14 protein-coding genes and 2 pseudogenes are annotated in these 17,565 nt (G+C 70.5%); 12 read left to right on the top strand and 4 right to left on the bottom strand.

Annotation, left to right across the window (positions count from 1 at the left end; genetic code table 11):
* Positions 1-104: 104 nt before the first annotated feature.
* Positions 105-773, bottom strand: coding sequence for a hypothetical protein (locus WQO_RS19690; protein WP_010055973.1), 669 nt, complete (start codon positions 771-773; stop codon positions 105-107).
* Between the two features lie 175 nt (positions 774-948).
* Between WQO_RS19690 and WQO_RS19685 the strand changes: the two genes are divergently transcribed.
* Positions 949-1,992 carry a LacI family DNA-binding transcriptional regulator gene (locus tag WQO_RS19685; RefSeq protein WP_010055975.1) on the top strand — a complete coding sequence of 348 codons (1,044 nt, stop codon included), beginning with the start codon at positions 949-951 and terminating at the stop codon, positions 1,990-1,992.
* A gap of 189 nt (positions 1,993-2,181) precedes the next feature.
* On the opposite strand, the gene WQO_RS19680 is transcribed toward WQO_RS19685, so the two are convergent.
* Complete coding sequence (locus WQO_RS19680; RefSeq protein WP_010055977.1) at positions 2,182-5,010, bottom strand: glycosyl hydrolase; 2,829 nt, start codon at positions 5,008-5,010, stop codon at positions 2,182-2,184.
* A 235-nt stretch (positions 5,011-5,245) separates the two neighbouring features.
* Between WQO_RS19680 and WQO_RS19675 the strand changes: the two genes are divergently transcribed.
* The 5 genes from WQO_RS19675 to WQO_RS19655 all read left to right on the top strand — a co-directional run bounded on the left by WQO_RS19675 (position 5,246) and on the right by WQO_RS19655 (position 11,278).
* A complete protein-coding gene (locus tag WQO_RS19675; protein ID WP_010055979.1) occupies positions 5,246-6,550 on the top strand; it encodes an ABC transporter substrate-binding protein in 1,305 nt (434 codons plus the stop codon).
* A gap of 185 nt (positions 6,551-6,735) precedes the next feature.
* Positions 6,736-7,716: a carbohydrate ABC transporter permease gene (locus WQO_RS19670; RefSeq protein ID WP_010055980.1), complete on the top strand. Its 981-nt coding sequence runs from the start codon at positions 6,736-6,738 to the stop codon at positions 7,714-7,716.
* The gene (locus tag WQO_RS19665) at positions 7,713-8,627 is read left to right on the top strand and encodes a carbohydrate ABC transporter permease (protein ID WP_010055981.1); all 915 of its coding nucleotides are present in this window, start codon (positions 7,713-7,715) and stop codon (positions 8,625-8,627) included. The genes WQO_RS19670 and WQO_RS19665 overlap by 4 nt, the downstream gene beginning before the upstream one ends.
* Positions 8,628-8,685: 58 nt before the next feature.
* Complete coding sequence (locus WQO_RS19660) at positions 8,686-10,116, top strand: GH1 family beta-glucosidase (RefSeq protein WP_010055982.1); 1,431 nt, start codon at positions 8,686-8,688, stop codon at positions 10,114-10,116.
* A gap of 595 nt (positions 10,117-10,711) precedes the next feature.
* Positions 10,712-11,278: a DUF417 family protein gene (locus tag WQO_RS19655; RefSeq protein WP_029181836.1), complete on the top strand. Its 567-nt coding sequence runs from the start codon at positions 10,712-10,714 to the stop codon at positions 11,276-11,278.
* Between the two features lie 26 nt (positions 11,279-11,304).
* Here WQO_RS19655 and WQO_RS19650 read toward each other — a convergent pair.
* Positions 11,305-11,831 (bottom strand): annotated as a pseudogene (locus WQO_RS19650) (DinB family protein).
* A 336-nt stretch (positions 11,832-12,167) separates the two neighbouring features.
* On the opposite strand from WQO_RS19650, the gene WQO_RS19645 reads away from it, so the two are divergent.
* The 5 genes and pseudogenes from WQO_RS19645 (at position 12,168) to WQO_RS19625 (ending at position 15,655) form a co-directional block, all read left to right on the top strand.
* The gene (locus WQO_RS19645; protein WP_029181837.1) at positions 12,168-12,833 is read left to right on the top strand and encodes a DUF4232 domain-containing protein; all 666 of its coding nucleotides are present in this window, start codon (positions 12,168-12,170) and stop codon (positions 12,831-12,833) included.
* A 194-nt stretch (positions 12,834-13,027) separates the two neighbouring features.
* Positions 13,028-13,801: a glycosyltransferase family 2 protein gene (locus WQO_RS19640; protein ID WP_010055986.1), complete on the top strand. Its 774-nt coding sequence runs from the start codon at positions 13,028-13,030 to the stop codon at positions 13,799-13,801.
* An 11-nt stretch (positions 13,802-13,812) separates the two neighbouring features.
* Positions 13,813-14,089: pseudogene (locus tag WQO_RS36880) on the top strand (MarR family transcriptional regulator); the annotation flags it as partial.
* Between the two features lie 72 nt (positions 14,090-14,161).
* Positions 14,162-14,611, top strand: a complete 450-nt coding sequence (locus tag WQO_RS19630; RefSeq protein WP_010055988.1) for a hypothetical protein — start codon at positions 14,162-14,164, stop codon at positions 14,609-14,611.
* Between the two features lie 57 nt (positions 14,612-14,668).
* Positions 14,669-15,655, top strand: coding sequence for a tetratricopeptide repeat protein (locus tag WQO_RS19625; protein ID WP_029181838.1), 987 nt, complete (start codon positions 14,669-14,671; stop codon positions 15,653-15,655).
* Between the two features lie 86 nt (positions 15,656-15,741).
* On the opposite strand, the gene WQO_RS19620 is transcribed toward WQO_RS19625, so the two are convergent.
* Entirely contained in the window at positions 15,742-16,698 is a 957-nt protein-coding gene (locus WQO_RS19620) for an NAD(P)-dependent alcohol dehydrogenase (RefSeq protein ID WP_029181839.1), read from the bottom strand.
* 114 nt (positions 16,699-16,812) lie between these two features.
* On the opposite strand from WQO_RS19620, the gene WQO_RS19615 reads away from it, so the two are divergent.
* Complete coding sequence (locus WQO_RS19615) at positions 16,813-17,565, top strand: TetR/AcrR family transcriptional regulator (protein ID WP_010055993.1); 753 nt, start codon at positions 16,813-16,815, stop codon at positions 17,563-17,565.

The following is a 17,565-nucleotide window of genomic DNA, read 5'->3' as shown; positions in this document are numbered from 1 at the left end:
GGCCCTGAACGGCGGCGGGCCCGACCCCGAGGAGGGGCCGGCCCCGCCGTCTCACGTGTGGTGTCCTTTAACTACGCGACTTTGATAACGGGATCTTGCGGCCCTCAGCCCGCCAGCTCCGACCAGAACGGCACCCGGGCTCCGGCGGCGGGCTCCGGCCGCCTCTCCCCCAGGTCCGGGTCCCCGAACTCCCGCTCCACCCACTCCGCCAGGTCCCGCCCGTAGTGGATGGTGTCCGCACCGACGACGGAGAGCACCGGCCGCCCATGAGCCGCCCCCGCCTCCGTACCGGAGCCCGCCCCCGCAGCCAGGCCCGTCCCCGCCGCCAGATACCGGTGCGAGTAGAGCGGGATCAGTGCCGGTACGGAGGAGAGCGCGGCCCGTGCCGCCGCCACGGCCTCCGCCGGGTCCGCCGGGCGCGGCCCCCATCGGCCGCCGGGCAGCCACCAGCCGTGCTCCACCGAGAACAGCAGCTCGTCCACCGGCCGCCCCAGCCGCTCCCGGATCCGCTCCGGGTCGCCGTCCCGCCAGTTCGGCCACGGGTTACGCGGGGACTCGCCCTGCTCCCGGGGCGCCGCCCGGTCCACCGGCAGCCCGGCCGCCAGGAAACCCCGGTGGTCAGCGGCGAACACGATGCCGTACTCCGCCTCGATCCGGTCGAACTCCGCATCGCTCAGACCGGGTTCCAGCGTGCACACGCCCAGCTGCGCCAGACGGCGTGCCGCCCGTGCCCCCGCCCGCACTCCCTCACGTACCGCCTCGTCACCGGTCATCGCAGCAGCCTAACGACCACCGCTTCTGGGAGCGCTCTCAGCGATGTCGGCGCCCGGCGCTAGGCTGTAGACGATCCGGCGACGACACCGAGCACGCACCACGCACCCGTACGCGCAGACGCGCACGCACGCACCGGCCCGCGTATCGCCGCCCCGTCGACAAGGAGCGACCGCCTTGCCCGAGCAGTCCCCCGGGTCCCGGCCCACCCTGGAAGCCGTCGCGGCACGCGCGGGGGTGTCGCGGGCCACCGCCTCACGGGTCGTCAACGGGGGCGACGGCGTCCGCAAGCCGCTCGTGGACAAGGTGCTCAAGGCCGTCGAGGAGCTGGGCTACATCCCGAACCACGCGGCGCGGACCCTCGTCACGCGGCGCACCGGAGCGGTGGCCGTGGTCATCGCTGAGCCGGAGACCCGGTTCTTCTCCGACCCCTTCTTCTCCCAGCAGATCCGGGGCATAAGCAAGGAGCTCACCGCCCACGACACCCAGCTCGTCCTGCTGCTGGTGGAGGGGCCCGGGGACTTCGACCGGATCGCCCGGTATCTGGCCGGCGGGCATGTCGACGGGGCGCTCGCCTTCTCGCTGCACACCGACGACCCGGTGCCCGCGATCACGCGGCGGGCGGGCATTCCCGCGGTGTACGGCGGGCGGCCCAGCTGGACCGCCGACCCCGGTGACCAGGCCGTCCCGTACGTCGACGCGGACAACCGGGGCGGGGCCAGGCTGGCCGTGCAGTATCTGCGGGACCTGGGGCGGGAGCGCATCGCGCACATCGCCGGGCCCGCCGACCAGACCTCCGCGATGGACCGGCTGGACGGCTACCGGGACGTGCTGCTGGACGTGGACCCGACGCTCGTCGCCGACGGGGCGTTCACCGTGGAGAGCGGGGCCCGGGCGATGGCGGAGCTGCTGGAGAGGCGGCCCGACCTGGACGCGGTGTTCGTCGCCAACGACCTGATGGCCTCGGGCGCGCTGCGGGTCCTGCGCGAGCGGGGCATCCCGGTGCCGGAGCAGGTGGCGCTGGTGGGGTTCGACGACATGGACTCGGTGGCCTCGGAGACCGATCCGCCGCTGACGACCGTCGGCCAGGAGATCGAGGGGCAGGGGCGGCTGATGGCCCGGCTGCTGCTGCGCACCCTGGACCGGGAGCGTACGGGCAGCGGCGACGTCCCGGAGTCGGTGATCACCCCGGTCACGCTGGTACGGCGGGCCTCCGCCTGAAGCAGGTCCGGCCCCGTACGAGCGTACGGTGGGCCTCCGCCTGAAGCCGCCCCGGCCCCGCGCACGCGTACGGCAGGCCTCCGCCCGAAGCCGCCCCGGCCCCGCGCGAACGTACGGCGGGCCTCCGCCTGAGGAACCGGAGACCCGCCGCGCTCTACGTCACCCTTGCCGGTCGTCGACCGGCAGCGGTCACTGGTACGGAATCCGCAGCACCGCCGCGTCCGTGCCGGTCTGCACCTGGGACGTGCCGTTGCCGAGCGCGTTCCAGATCTCCAGCCGGACCGTGCCGTTCTTCAGCTCGCCGAGGCTGCCGGTGGTCGCCTGCGCGCCGACCGCCTGCGTGTATTCCTCCCACCCGTTGACCGGGTCGGTCGCGAAGTAGCGGAAGGTCTCGGTGCGGTCGAACGTGCCGTCGCCGGTCAGGTCGTAGCTGACCCGGACCTGCGGGGCGAGCCCGACCTTCGTGCCCGCGTCCACCCGGAGGCGGAAGCCGGTGGCGGCCCCGGCGGCGACCTTGCCGTTGACCTTCTTCACCTCGTAGACGGTCGGGCGGTACGGGGTGCCGTCCCGGTTGACGCCGTCGGCCGAGGCGATGGTGTCCGCACCCGCCGGGTCGGTGGTGGCGGTGGTGAGGACGCCGCCGGTCTTGAGGCGGAAGGTGTTCCCGGTGGACGGGTTGCCCGGGTCCGGGTCGGGATCCGGGTCGCTGCCGCCGGGGCCCGTGCTCGTGGCCGTCGAACGGGCGGGCACGGACAGGGTCTTGCCGTCGGAGAAGGTCACCGTACGGGCGGTGGAGCCGTGGTTGTGGGCGGTGTAGGTGCGCGTCCCGTTCTTGGAGAAGACGGCGGAGGTCGGGATGTCGCCGCTGACCGTCATGTCGGGGGCGCCCACCGACGCGAGGGTGTTGATCCAGTGGTAGGTGTGCGCCTTGGACTCACCCTGCTCGGGGGTGTAGTTGCCGTTCACCCCGTCCCACTTGGCCTTGGCGGACGCCGGGTCGGAGAGCGACTCGAACTCCCAGAGCAGGTCGCGCCACTCCTGGGCGGGCCCGCCGTTCTCGCGCTCCATCTCGGCGATGTTCCGCTTGATGGCGGCCTTCTCGCGGGCGAGGTGGAGCGAACCGCCGGTCACCGGGAGGACGTTGATGCCGTGGATCTCCTCCGGGTTGGCGGTCCACCAGGTGGAGTACGCGCCGCCGCTGCCCCAGACCATGCCGACCGTGTCGTGGCCGAAGGAGGCGGGGAAGACCTGCTGCGAGGCGTCGAACCAGTACTGGGTGATGGCCTCGGACTCGGTGGTCAGCAGGTAGCTGCCGAGGTCGCGCAGCGCGTTGTCGCCGGTGGCCGAGCCGAAGAGCACCAGGGCGGCGCTCAGGTTGATCGACTCCGAGGAGGACTCCTGGTTGTTGCCCGCCGCGAAGCCCTGGTGGCCGGAGGCCCAGCTGTGGCCCGCGTACACGTCGAAGCCGCGCAGGAAGGGGTAGGCGGAGTCGGTGCGGCTGGCGTTGGCGGTGTCCCGGATCAGGTGCTTGATCATCGTGCCCCAGGCCGAGTCGGCGACCCAGGCCTGGTCGTACTGGGCGATGATCGCCGCCGCGTAGACGTAGTAGCTGTAGTGGAAGTGGTGGTCGTTGAGCTCGGTGTCGCTGCCGTACGAGGCCGGGTAGCCGGTGAGGGTCTTCCAGTCCTTGTCGTAGCTGAACTCACTGGCCCCGCCCGCCGTGAACCACTCCTGGAGCCGGCCCTTCATCAGGCCGAGGAGCTTGTCGCGGGTGGCGGTCTGGCCGATCTGGTCGGCGACGGGCACCAGCTGGGCGAGGCGGCCGAGTGCCTTGCCGGTCCAGTAGGTGTCGGTGGCCCCGGAGAACGGGTCGGAGGCGTTCGCGACCTCGTTGAGGTAGCCGGTCAGCCGTGCCTTGTCGACGCCGCTGGAGGCGGGCAGCGCGGGCACGACGCCGTTGTTCTTCTGGCTGGTGGTGAAGGTGGCGGACTCGCGCACCTTCATCGTTCCGCGCGGCGATACGTACGTGTACGGGGTCAGCGCGTCGGAGGTGTGCAGCCACTGGTGGCGGTAGAGGGCCTGGAGCGTGCCGCGCTCGGTGCCCTCCTTGGCCTCGGTGGTCAGGCTGTAGGTCGCCCGGACGTTGCCGCCGGTGGTCTGCCAGGCCACCTGGGAGCCGGTGACGAAGCTGAAGGCGTACTTCCGGTAGGTGGCGAGCGCGTCCGTGGACGGCAGCACGGCGAGCGAGAAGTAGTCCTTGGAGCCGAGGCCCGCGGTGATCGTGGAACCGGAGATGTTCCAGTCGCTGCCGGTCGGCGCGAAGAGCGCGTAGTGGTGCCCGGCGACGGTGATGCCGAGGACGTTGCCCTGGTCGGAGAAGACGGTGGGCGCGGAGGCCGTCGTGATGCGGGCGTCGCCGCCGGAGCCCTTGGCGTACACGAAGGGCATGCCGTGGCCGATGGTGGCCCGGAAGGTACGGGACCCGTCGGCCCAGTAGGGCGTGACCGTCCAGTCGGACCAGGCGTCGGCCTTGGTGTCGGGCGAGTTCAGCCCGGAGAGCCCGACGGTGAGGTCGGCCTTGTGGGCGTACTCGTACTGGCGGCCGTCGCCGACGATGGCGGGCGTGGTCGGATAGCCGACCTCCAGGCCGGACGCCTTGGCCTGGTACGTGAGCGGGTGACCGTACATGGGGGTGCTGTACGGGTTGTCGCCGTAGCGCTGGAAGGCCAGCGAGGACCACCAGTCGTTGGTCGGGACCGGCTTGGACCGGGCGGCGGTGGTGAGCTTCGGGGTGACGGGCGCCCCGGTGTTGGTGGTCGGCCCCTGGGTGCCGGCCGGGCGCGCGTCGGTGTAGCTGCCGGCGCCGGCGGGGATGGTGGCGGCGGCAGCGGGGGAAGCGGCGGGGCCCAGGCCCACAGCGGCCACGGCGATCGCGAGGAGCGTCGCGGCCGCGGGTCTGGGGGTGACTCGGGAAACGAGTCCGGAGAGGGAGGTCAGCACGAGCAGCACCTCGATCATGGGGGGCGAAGAGCGCGTTCGAGAGCGCTCTCAAGTGCCAAGGAACGTAAAACTCCTGAAACGTGAGTGTCAAGAGAATGCACACGGGCGGCAGTTGGAAGGCGGTCCGGTGTAACCCCAAGCTGTTATGCGTTCGAGTCTTGACGGGGCGGGGACGGTGGGAGACGCTCCAGACGCAGGTTTTGAGAGCGCTCTCAAGGCGCTCGGTTCATCCCGAAGCCAAGGGAGGCTTCCCATGCCCATCGCCCGAGCCGCCAAGAGAGCCACCGCCCGCCTCGGCGCGGTCGTCCTCGCCGGGGCCCTCCTCGCCGCCTGTGGATCCAGCGACTCGTCGGACTCCTCCGACAGCGCGGGCGGGAAGGTCACGCTCAACGTGGACCTCTTCGGGTCCTTCGGCTTCAAGGAGGCCGGGCTCTACGAGGAGTACCAGAAGCTCAACCCGAACATCACGATCAAGCAGAGCGACACCCAGGACGAGGCGGACTACTGGAAGTCGCTCCAGACCCGGCTCGCGGGCGGCGGCGGCCTGGCGGACGTGCAGGGCGTGGAGGTGGGCCGGATCGCTTCGGTCACCCAGCAGCAGTCCGACAAGTTCCAGGACCTGAAGGAGTTCGGGGCCGACAAGCTCAAGGGCGAGTTCGCCGAGGCCAAGTGGTCGGCGGCGACCACCAAGGACGGCAAGATCCTCGGCCTCGGCACGGACGTCGGCCCCGAGGCGATGTGCTACCGCACGGACCTCTTCAAGGAGGCCGGGCTGCCCACGGACCGCGAGGAGCTCGCGAAGAAGTGGGCCACGTGGGACGGCTACCTGGAGCTGGGCAAGGAGTACAAGAAGAAGGCCCCCGCCAAGAGCGCCTGGCTGGACAGCGTCGGCTCGCTCTACGGGATCATGATCGGCCAGGAGAAGGAGCGTTACTACGACGCCTCCGGCGAGCTGATCTACGACAAGAACCCGGCGGTCAAGGAAGCCTGGGACACCTCCGTGGAGGCGGCCGAGGCGGGCCTGAGCGCCAAGCTCGACCAGTGGTCCCCGCAGTGGAACCAGGCGTTCGCGGCCGGTTCCTTCGCCACCATCCCCTGCCCGGCCTGGATGCTCGGCTACATCAAGGGCCAGGCCGGTGACGGCGGCCAGGGCAAGTGGGACATCGCCAAGCTGCCCGGCGGCGCGGGCAACTGGGGCGGCTCGTACCTCTCCATCCCGCGTGCGGCCAAGCACAAGGAGGAGGCGTACAAGCTGATCGAGTGGCTGACCGCCCCCGAGCAGCAGGCGAAGGTCTTCCAGAAGCAGGGCAACTTCCCGTCCTCGACGGGCGCCATCGAGACGATCGCGGGCGCGAAGGACGAGTACTTCTCGGGAGCCCCGATCGGCCAGATCTTCGGTGACGCGGCGAAGGAGTCCCCGGTCCAGGTGCTGGGTGTGCACGACCAGAACGTGATGCAGCAGATCACGAACGCGCTGAGCGAGGTCGAGCGCAAGGGGACGTCGTCGGACAAGGCGTGGGGGACGGCGAAGAAGGGCGTGGACAACGTGATCGGCTGACCCGCCGGTCCGCACGATCCGGCGTGGACCACGTAACCGGCTGACCCGCCGGTCCGCACGGTCCCGCTCCTCCCCCCCTTCCTGCCTGGGGCCGGTCCACCGGTACGCACCACGGTGGCCCGGCCCCGCCCCCGTACCCCTCCCCGTACCTCGTATCTCCGCCCCCGATCCCGAAGGGCCGCACCGTGTCCCTCACCGCCACCGCGAAGGCCGGGCCCCGCAGCCCCGCCGGAACCGGGCCCGGCCCCGACGACGGCCGGGCCGCCGCGCTCCGGCGCACCTGGCGCAAGGCCTCCCCGTACGCCTACATCGCCCCGTTCTTCACGCTCTTCCTGGCCTTCGGCCTCTTCCCGCTCCTCTACACCGCGTTCGTCTCGCTCTACCGGGTCGAGCTCCAGACGAGCGGCGAGATGGAGTGGCGGGGCATCGCCAACTACACGGCGCTGTTCACCGACGAGTACTTCTGGACGTCGCTGCGCAACACGTTCACCATCGGCGTGCTGTCCACGGTCCCGCAGCTCGCTATGGCGCTGGGCCTCGCGCACCTGCTCAACTACAAGCTGCGCGGACGGACCTTCATCCGGACGGCGATCCTGCTCCCGTACGCGACGTCCGTGGCCGCGGCGACGCTCGTCTTCGCGCAGCTCTTCGGCAAGGACTTCGGGCTGATCAACTACGTGATCGGTCTGGTCGGCTTCGACCCGGTGGACTGGCAGACCGGCACGGTGGCGTCCCAGATCGCGGTGTCGTCGATCGTCGTCTGGCGGTGGACCGGCTACAACGCCCTGATCTATCTGGCGGGCATGCAGTCGATCCCGCACGAGCTGTACGAGGCGGCGGAGATGGACGGGGCGTCGCGCTGGCGGCAGTTCATCCACGTCACGCTCCCCGGTCTGCGCCCCACGATCGTCTTCACCGTCATCATCTCGACCATCGGTGCGACCCAACTCTTCGGTGAGCCGCTGCTGTTCGAGGGGTCGATCTCGGGCGGTATCTCGCACCAGTACCAGACGCTCGGCCTGTACATGTACGAGCAGGGCTGGGGCTTCTTCCACCTGGGCCGGGCCGCGGCCATCGCCTGGGTGATGTTCGTCCTCATCGTGGTGCTCGTCGGGGTCAACGCCCTGATCGCGCGCCGCCGCGCACGCAAGGAGGCCGGCCGATGACCGCGCTCGCCGCACCGCCGACCGCGCCCGAGAAGGGCGACCCGCCGCAGACCCCGCCATCGGGCAGGCGCATCGGCAAGGGAGGCGCGGGCCGCACGATGAAGGGCGGCTGGCTCTCCTACCTGATCCTCGGCTTCGCCCTCCTCATCTCGGCGTTCCCGTTCTACTGGACGATCGTCGCGGCCAGCCGGTCCAACGCGGACATGGCGAAGGTGCCGCCGAGCCTGCTGCCGGGCCCGAACCTGATCAAGAACTTCGAGCAGGTCCTCGAAGAGGCGGACATCGGCAAGGCGCTGCTGAACTCGCTGATCGTGTCGGGTTCGATCACGATCGGCACGGTCCTGTGCTGCACGCTGGCCGGGTTCGCCTTCGCCAAGCTGAAGTTCAAGGGCCGGGGCGCCCTGCTGACGCTGACGATCGGCACGATGATGATCCCGCCGCAGCTCGGTGTGATCCCGCTCTTCATGCTGATCGCCGAGCTCCAGTGGGTGAACCAGCTCCAGGCGGTCATCCTGCCGGGCCTGGTCTCGGCCTTCGGTGTCTTCTTCATGCGCCAGTACCTGGTGCAGTCGCTGCCGGACGAGCTGATCGAGGCGGCCCGGGTCGACGGCGCGTCCACCGCGCGCATCTTCTGGTCGATCGTGATCCCGATCGCGCGGCCGGGGATGGCGGTGCTCGGGATGCTCACGTTCATGACGGCGTGGAACGACTTCTTCTGGCCGATCATCGCGCTGTCCTCGCAGGAGCCGACCGTGCAGGTCGCGCTGCGCCAGCTCGGCGGCGGTTACGTCAACGACCAGTCGGTGATCATGGCCGGCACGCTGCTCGGCACGCTGCCGGTGCTGCTGGTGTTCGGCCTGCTGGGCCGGCAGATCGTCGGCGGCATCATGCAGGGCGCGGTGAAGGGCTGACCGGACCGCCCGCCCCTCTTCTCTTTCTTGTCCCCCCTCACCCTGGAGTGTCCGTCTCATGACCGCTGTCGATGAAGCCCGCCCGGCGACCGCCCCGGCCGCCCGACCCGAGACCGGTACGGTGCTCCGCTTCCCGACCGGTTTCCGGTGGGGCACGGCGACCGCCGCGTACCAGATCGAGGGCGGGGCCGCCGAGGACGGCCGTACGCCGTCCATCTGGGACACCTTCAGCCGGACGCCCGGCAAGGTGCGCAACGGCGACACCGGTGACATCGCCGCCGACCATCTGCACCGGATGCCGGACGACGTACGCCTGATGAAGGACCTGGGCGTCACGGACTACCGGTTCTCGGTCTCCTGGCCCAGGGTCCAGCCGACGGGCCGGGGCCCGGCGGTGGAGCGCGGCCTGGACTTCTACCGCCGCCTGGTGGACGAGCTGCTGGGGGCCGGGATCAGACCGGTGGCGACGCTCTACCACTGGGACCTGCCGCAGGAGCTGGAGGACGCGGGCGGCTGGCCGGAGCGGGACACGGCGCACCGGTTCGCGGAGTACGCGGGCCTGGTGGCGGGGGCGCTGGGCGACCGGGTGTCGACGTGGACGACGCTCAACGAGCCTTGGTGCGCGGCGTTTCTCGGGTACGGGAGCGGGGTCCACGCCCCGGGCCGTACCAGCGACCTGGCGGCCCTGCGGGCGGCGCACCACCTGAACCTGGCGCACGGCGCGGGCGCGAGGGTTCTGCGTGACCGCCTGCCGGAGACGGCGGAGATCTCCCTCACCCTGAACCTCCACGCCCTGCGCCCCCTGAGCGATACCGAGGCCGACCGGGACGCGGTGCGCCGGATCGACGCGGTGGCGAACCGGATCTTCCTGGACCCGGTGTTCCACGGGAGGCTGCCGGAGGACCTGGTGGCGGACACGGCGGCGGTGACGGACTGGTCGTTCGTGAAGGACGGCGACCTGGAGGTCACCTCGGCACCGATCGACTCGCTGGGCATCAACTACTACTCCCCGAGCGTGGTTTCGGCGGGCACCTCGGAGTCCCCGTCCCCCTGGGCGGGCGCGGAGCAGCATGTGGCCTTCACCCCGGCGGCGGGCCCGCGCACGGCGATGGACTGGCCGGTGGACGCGGACGGCCTGTACGAACTGCTGACCCGCCTGCGCGACGAACTACCGTCCGTGCCGGTGCTGGTGACGGAGAACGGGGCGGCGTACGACGACTACGCGGACCCGGAGGGCGAGGTCCACGACCCGGAGCGGGTGGCGTACCTGGACGGGCACTTGGAGGCCGTCCACCGGGCGATCGAGGACGGGGTCGACGTACGCGGCTACTTCCTCTGGTCGCTGCTGGACAACTTCGAGTGGGCGTACGGGTACAGCAAGCGGTTCGGCATCGTGCACGTGGACTTCGCGTCGCAGCGGCGGACGGTGAAGGACAGCGCGCGGTGGTACGCGGAGGTGATCGGGCGGGGAGGCCTGGAGCGGGCCTGAGCCCCAACTCACGGAAGGGCCCCGGGGCGTGCGCGCTCGCTCCGGGGCCCTTCGGCGTTCCCGGCGGCTGATTCACGAGGACTCAGCCGGGCGCCCGACGCCTGATTCCTCCAGGATTCGGGCGGGTGGCTTTCGGCCGGATGGAAGATCGGGGGTGCGCGGGGGTGGGACGAGGGGCTGCCGCGGTGAGCGGTGGGGCGCCGGGGCGGCCGAGAAGCCCATCGGCCCCGGTGAGCCGAGGGTGGACCACGCCGGACCTGGCGGAGGTCGCACCCCGCCCCCGCACGGCGACCGTGCGAGCAACCGCTTGCATCCAAGGATGCAACATGGCGCGAATGCACCCGTTGCGGCGGGGGCTGCGGGACGCGCCCCTTGACGACCTCCCGACCCTCGTCCGTATGGTCTAGACCAAGCAGCGAAGGCAATCCGGCCACGTCGATCACGTACGGCCCCGCTCTCGCTCCCCGCCCCCACCTCCAGGCGCGCACCGCCCCGCACCATCCACGAATCCCCCTTCGCCCCAGGTGCCCGACGAGCCGCGCGGGTCCACCCATGCACGTTTTCCCACCCCCACAGACATCACGGGAGATCGCACATGAGCAGCCACACCGTAGAGCCGAGCCTGCCCCCGACCAGCGGAAACCCTGAATCCCTCGTGGGGAAACGAGAGCTGGACCGGACCCACCGCCCTCCCGGCTTCCGATTCCTTCGACGCCTCGCCGAGCTGGTGGACGTCCACGCCCTCACCCTGCTGAGGGCGACGGTCGGCATCGTCTTCGTCGGTTTCGGCGTCCTGAAGCTGTTCCCGTCGGCCAGCCCGGCCGAGCAGCTGGCCGTGGACGCGGCCACGAAGATGACGCTGGGCCTCGTCCCGGAGACCGTCCTTCTGCTCTCCCTCGCGGCGCTCGAAACAGCCATCGGCATCGGCCTGATCGCCGGCCGCCGCCTGCTGCGCCCCGCCCTCGTCGCGTTCTTCCTCCACATGGGCGGCGTGTTCTCGACGCTCTTCCTCCTCCCGGACGCGATGTGGCAGCCCCACTCGCCCGCGCCGACCATGGAGGGGCAGTACGTCGTCAAGAACGTGGTCCTGGTGGCGGTGTGCCTGGTGGTGGCGGCGCACGAGTGGAGTCGCGGGAGCGGCCACCGATCACGAGGACGGTGACCGGGACAGCCGGCGGAACGGATGCCCTAGTGCTTCGATGCCGCCCGGATCAGGCGCAGTTGCCCGATCTCGGCGGCGTTCTTCATCAGCTCGGCGTTCAGCCAGGCGACCGTGTGCCCGACGGTGTTGTCCGGCGGGGTCTGCCACGGCAGCGTGGAGACGGCGTCAAGATCGGCGTCGGTGAGTTCGTCGAGGACAGCCAGCCACTGGGTCCGTAGCTCCTGAAGCCAGGTGACAGCCGCCGGCCCGCTGCCCGGCCACGTGACGTCGGTACGCTCCCGGGCGTCCGCCCTCGTACGTGGTCGATGGCAGTACCCCACCACCAGCCGATGTGCCAGCTCACCCAGCCGATGGTGGGAACGGGAACGGGGTCGGGCTCGGTGTCGCCCCAGTCCGGCAGCCAGTTCCCGGCGGAGTCCGGACGCACGGTCCACGACGGATCAGCGGGCTCCCACAGGAAGTCATCGGGCGCGAGCCGCTCCAGGTGGTAGTCGAACAGAGACCAGGTCATGTCGAACTGCCAGCGCAGCAGCTCGCAGCGAGGATTGCTCATCATGCGATCCTCGCACCCGGCCCAGAAGCGAAGCCATCCCGTTTCCTGGTGCGGGGTTCCGCGGTTCAGCTCGTCCGCCGCAGGTGGCGCACCGAAGGCCTCAACTCCCCTTCAACTGCTCCACATCCAAGAGAAGGAGGAACAGAGACGCGCAGGTCGCAGCGGGATCCGGTCACGCATCCCACGGAGAATCCGCCGCAATTCAACACCTCTTTCATGGAACGGATTCGCTGAAACAGAACCTGGACATACGCAGGATCATTTCAGGATGGAGCCGCCCCCAACGTCGTCGATGTCAGCACAGAGCAACGCAGTCGACCGCCGTTGGAGTTCATGATGCGCTCGCGTCTCGCCACCCGTTCCGCTCGTCTCGTCCTGGCCGCCGCCGTCGTGACAGCCATCGCCGCCACCACGGCCTGCGGCCCCGAGGACCCGTCGGAGACGGGGGCTGCGGCCCCTTCGGCCTCGACCTCCTCGTCCGCCTCCGCCTCCACCGAGGGAACGGAGAGCAGGGAGAGCAGCGACGGCAAGGGCAAAACCGAGGCCCCGGCCGGCGACAAGGGCGACTCCGCGAGCGGCGACAAGAGCGGGTACGGCCAGTCCTGCGGCGCCAACGACCTGGACTTCACGGTCACGTGGGAGGCCCAGCCGATCAGCCATTACCTCGTCACCGCCAAGGCGAAGTCCGGCATCACCTGCTACCTGGACGTCAACACCCCCAGCGTCTCCTTCGGTTCGGGCTCCGACGGCGTGGCCTCGCCCGTCGGGCAGGGCGGCGAGGACCCGATCAAGCTCTCGGGTTCCTCGGTCGCGTACGCCGGGATCAACGTCAAGACCACCGAGGGCGACGGCGGTAAGCAGTTCGAGAACGTCATCATCGCCACCTCCGAGGATGACCCGAACCCCGCCGAGGTCGAGCTGCCCGACGCCCCCACGGTGGACAAGCCGATCGTCACGAACTGGTCGACGAAGCGCGACGAGGTCATCCCGCGGATCGTCTGAGGCCCCGGCGCCTGAGCCATCACCTGCCGAGCCAGGCATATCGCCCTGATTCTGCCCGATGCCGCCCGATGCGCCACCGGCGAAGGAGGCGGGGGTCTGCCTATACCTGACCGGCGACGACTTCCTGTATGTCAGCCCACTCGGTTGCGGTGCTTGAATGGACCGTCATTCCTGATCCGGCGAGGAGATGCGCTGTGCCCTTGGTGTCCGTCGTGATGCCTGTCTACAACTCGGTCGTCACCCTCGGCACGGCCGTCCGATCGGTGCTCACGCAGACGCACGGCGACGTGGAGTTATTGGTCACCGACGATCAGTCCACCGACGGCTCGATGGACCTGCTCCGCGAGTTCGCCGCCCAGGATGAGCGCGTCCTGCCGGAGTCGGCGCCTGAGCGTGGTGGTGCCGGCCGGGCCCGCAATCTCGCGATCGCGCGAGCACGCGGTGACTACGTGGCGTTTCTCGACTCCGATGACATGTGGCTGCCGGAGAAGATGGAGAAACAGCTCGCCTTCGCCGCCGAGGGCGATGCGCCACTGACGTTCACCAGCTACTTCAAGATGGACGCCAACCACGACGGCGAAAGCACCGACTGGGTCCCCAACGGGCGGGTCATCCGTGCGCGAGAGCACCTGGACTACCGCGCGATGCTGCGCCGGGACTACATCGGCGCCTTGACGGCCATGTACGACCGAAACGTGCTGGGCACCAGGCTCATGCCGGAAATGCGCAAGCGTCAGGACTACGCGCTGTGGCTCTCGATCATGCGGGACGGTAAGGACGCCCGCGGCCTGGCTGAGCCGCTCGCGGTGTACCGGAGCGGTCAGGCGGGATCGTTGTCCTCCAACAAAATGTCCCTGGTCAAGTACAACTGGTCCCTGTACCGCGATCACGAGGACCTGTCGATCCCGCAGGCGACCCGGGCGCTCACCGGCGCGGTGTGGCAGTCGCTGCGCAACTCGCGCATCTAGCGCGAAAGCTCGCCGGCCTGATCCGTCGCCGCCTCATCGACAAACTGCCCCCACGCCTGCCGGCCGCCGCAAGCACCCCAGCCAACACCCCAGCCCCCCACCCGACGCCTCCTCGTCGAATGCACCGACTGCGGCCGCCCCGGCCCACCCGAAGCCCTCCCCGACGGCCTCTGCCGCCCCTGCCACACCGCCCACTCCGCAGACGGCCCGCCCTCACCCGACCCCACCCAGATCACCGCCGTCAAAGCCCACATGGCCAACCTCCGCGACCTCCTCAAACCCGTCTGAGGGGCGGTCCGACGAGTGACGGGCCGAGAAATGTGATTGCGGTGAATCAGGCGGACGCGGTGATACTTCCGTATGAGTAGAGACGCCGAGGTCATCGTGCTCGCCCGCTGGGCGGACGACGTGATGAAACCGCTGACCGAGGACGACCCGGAACGCACCTGGCGAGGCCGCTTCGTCCCGATCGCGGGGCACTGGGGCTGGGAGTTCGGGTGGGCCCTGGAGCTCGACAAAGTGCATGCTCGTACGGGGCTGCTCAAGCACCTGGAGTCGCTGCCGTGGCCGCATCCGCACACGGTGCAGGTTCTGCTGCGCGACCAGGACGACGACTGCTTCGGGCTCTGGATGTTCCAGGAGGGCCGGCTGGTGGAATTCGCCATTCCGCACACCGAGCGCTTCCACCAGCCGGCCCCGCCCAATGAGGACTTCCTCCCCGACCCGGGCATGCTCCTGCGCACCGACCAAGGGGATGCTCTGCCGGAGCAGACCCCGGAGAAACTCCGCGACTCCCGCTCACCCTGGTAGGGACATCGCCACCCACGCGGAGGTCTCCAGGACTTTGGCCATAGGTAGGGTCCGAGGATGTCGAATCAGTCAGTTGCGGCGGGAGTCGGTCTCGCCGGTGTGATGGCGCACTGCGGCGGAAACCCGGTGGGCGCCGTGGAGCTTCTGGTGGGGGCGATAGCCTCCGCACCGGCGGCTCCGGAGCCCTATGCGGCCCTCGCGGAGCTGTGGCAGGACCGACGTTCGGACGGTCTGAAGGAGAGCCTCGCAGAGGACGGCTCCTTGAGTGCTGTGCTGGCGCAGGCGTACTTCCTGTTCCTCGAAGGGGACATGGACGACGCGGTGATGGCCCTCGGTTCGGTCACGGGTGTGCGGCCCGACGTCGCGTGGGGTGCCGCACCCTGGTTCGGCGATGCGCGGTTTCTCGGCGCGGTGAGTGCTGCGGCGCTGGCCGAGGCGTGTCTGCGGACGTTGGACTACGGCCACGACCGGGACACCGACGCGATGCGGGAGCGGTTCGCGCCCTGGTTCCACGCCCTCGACGTGGTGTCCGAACGGGACCCGGTGCCGGAATCGCTGGCCGCCATGGCCCGGCTGCCCCGGGCCTGCGGCCGGTACGAACTGGCCTTCGCTCTGTGCGACCGCGCCGACGCCGTCGACCGGGTCATGTGGACGGCCCTCGCGCGAGCGGCCACCTGGCGCGTGATGGGCGACCTGGACCAGGCTGCCGCGGCCTTCGAAGGCGCCCTGCTGCTGGAGCCTGCCAACTGGTCCCTCTATCTGGACCTGGCGGATGTGCGTGCCGAGCAGGGCGACTTCGCCGCAGCCGCGAGCCTCGTCCGGCAGGGCCTGGACCACGCACCTCACGAAGTGACCCTGCGCGCGGCGAGCGCCGCCTACCGGACCCGCCTGGCCGGCTCGGCCGACGACCTGAAGGACCTGACCACCCTGGCACCCGAGCTCGCCGACACCGCCTACCGGAATCTGCTGATCGACTACGCGTGCGCGGGGCCGCGGCTTCCTCCGGGACTGGTCGCCGAGGCCCACCGGATCCGCCGAAGCTGAACGGAACTCTCTCGCGCCGGTCGTCGTCAGGACGGCCGGCTCCGTCGGCCGGGGCTGCCGGCTCGTCCATCGCACCCTCACGGCGGTCACACCAACCGGATCACATGCTTGCCCCGCACCCCGCCGCCCTCCAACGCGCGGTGGGCGGCCGCGATACCCGCCAGCGGATGGACCGTGTCGACGACGGGCCGCAGGTCACCGCGGGCCACGTAGGCGGTCAGTTCGGCGAACAGGTCGTGCTTCGGGTTGCCGCTGAAGAACCGGACCCGCTGACGACCATGCACGGCCGAACCCAGCAGATAGCCGATGCTCCGGACCGGATGGTCGATGTCGAAGGCGATGGAGACCAGCCGTCCGCCGGGGGCCAACCGCGTTCGCAGCACGCGGTGTCCGGTCCCGACGGTGTCCATGATGACGTCGTAGCGGTCCAGTTCGGCCAGGGGCGTGGTCCGGTGATCCAGCACCTCGTCCGCGCCCAACTCACGGACGAAGTCGGAGTTCTTCGCGCTCGCGAGGCCGGTGACGTGGGCCCCGAGAGCCTTGCCGAGCTGGACGGCGACGCTGCCGACGCCGCCGGACGCCCCGCGGACGAGCAGGCGCTCGCCCGCCCGGAGTCCGGCCTTGTCCCGCAGGGCGGTGAGGGAAGTGGTGCCCCCGGCGGGCAGCGAGGCGGCCTCGGTCAGGGTGACGTTCTCGGGAGCGTACGCGATCTGGCGGGGCCGGACCGAGACGTACTCCGCCGCGCTGCCGAAGGAGCGCCCCAGGATGCCCCACACCCGGTCGCCGGCCCGCAGCCCGGTGACCGAGGGGTCCACCTCGGCGACCTCACCGGCGAAGTCGAGCCCGGTCCGCTGCGGGAAGCGCCGGCCGGTGACCAGGCGGACCTTCCCGGCGCGGCCGTACAGCTCCCCGCCGTTGACGCTCGCCGCATGAACCCGGACGAGCACCTCGCCCGGCTTGCGGACCGGCACCGGGACGCGGCCCTCGTAGAGGACCTCGGGCGGCCCGTAGCTGTCGTAGAGCGCGGCGCGCATGTCGTTCACGGTGTTCACGGTGGCGAGTCCTGTCTGCCTGTCGATACGGGGTGAGTGCTGCTCCCGGATCCACGGTAGGCGGGTAAACGGACGACCCCCTCCATTTAGCCTAAAGTGAGAGACATGCCTGCTCAGACCTCTCACAACCCGCCCCCGGTCACCCCGGACCCCGGCCCCGAGGCGCTGCGGGCGGACGCCCGGGAGAACCGGGAGCGAATCCTGCGGGCCGCCCGCGAGGCGTACGCGCTGCACGGCATCGACGTACCCATCAGCACCATCGCGCGGCGGGCCGGCGTCGGCGTCGCCACCCTCTACCGCCGCTTCCCCACCCGTACCTCACTGATCACCGAGGCGTTCACCGAGCAGCTCACCGAATGCGCGGGTGCGCTGGACGAGGCTCTCAAGGACCCGGACCCGTGGCGCGGCTTCTGCACGGTGTTGCGGAAGGTGTGCGCGATGCAGGCCGCCGACCGGGGATTCACGCACGCGTTCCTGGCCCGGTTCCCGGGCGACACGGCGTACGCCGGGGAGCGCGACCGGGCGGAGGAGGGACTGGCCCTGCTGGTCCGGCGGGCGAAGGAGGCGGGCGCGCTGCGCCCGGACTTCGACGTCTCGGACGTGGTGCTGGCCCTCCTGGCCAACAACGGCGTGGCGAACGGAGCGGGCCCGGAAGCCGCCGCGGCGTCCCGGCGACTGGTGGACTACCTGCTGGAGTCGTTCCGGGCCGGCCCCGCCACCGGCCCGCTCCCGCCGCCTGCGGGGCTGGAGTTGGACCGGCTGGGCGGCACGGGGCGAGGGGAGGCAGAGGAGTGGGAGTGTGCGGGCCCGCACAGGCGAGGGGCATCCCGCCCGCGGACCTCCCCACTCACCCCCTGA

This window comes from Streptomyces globisporus C-1027, assembly GCF_000261345.2.
Taxonomy (GTDB): Bacteria; Actinomycetota; Actinomycetes; order Streptomycetales; family Streptomycetaceae; genus Streptomyces; species Streptomyces pakalii.
Note: the sequence above shows the minus strand (reverse complement) of the source record. Positions and strands in the feature narration are given on the sequence as shown.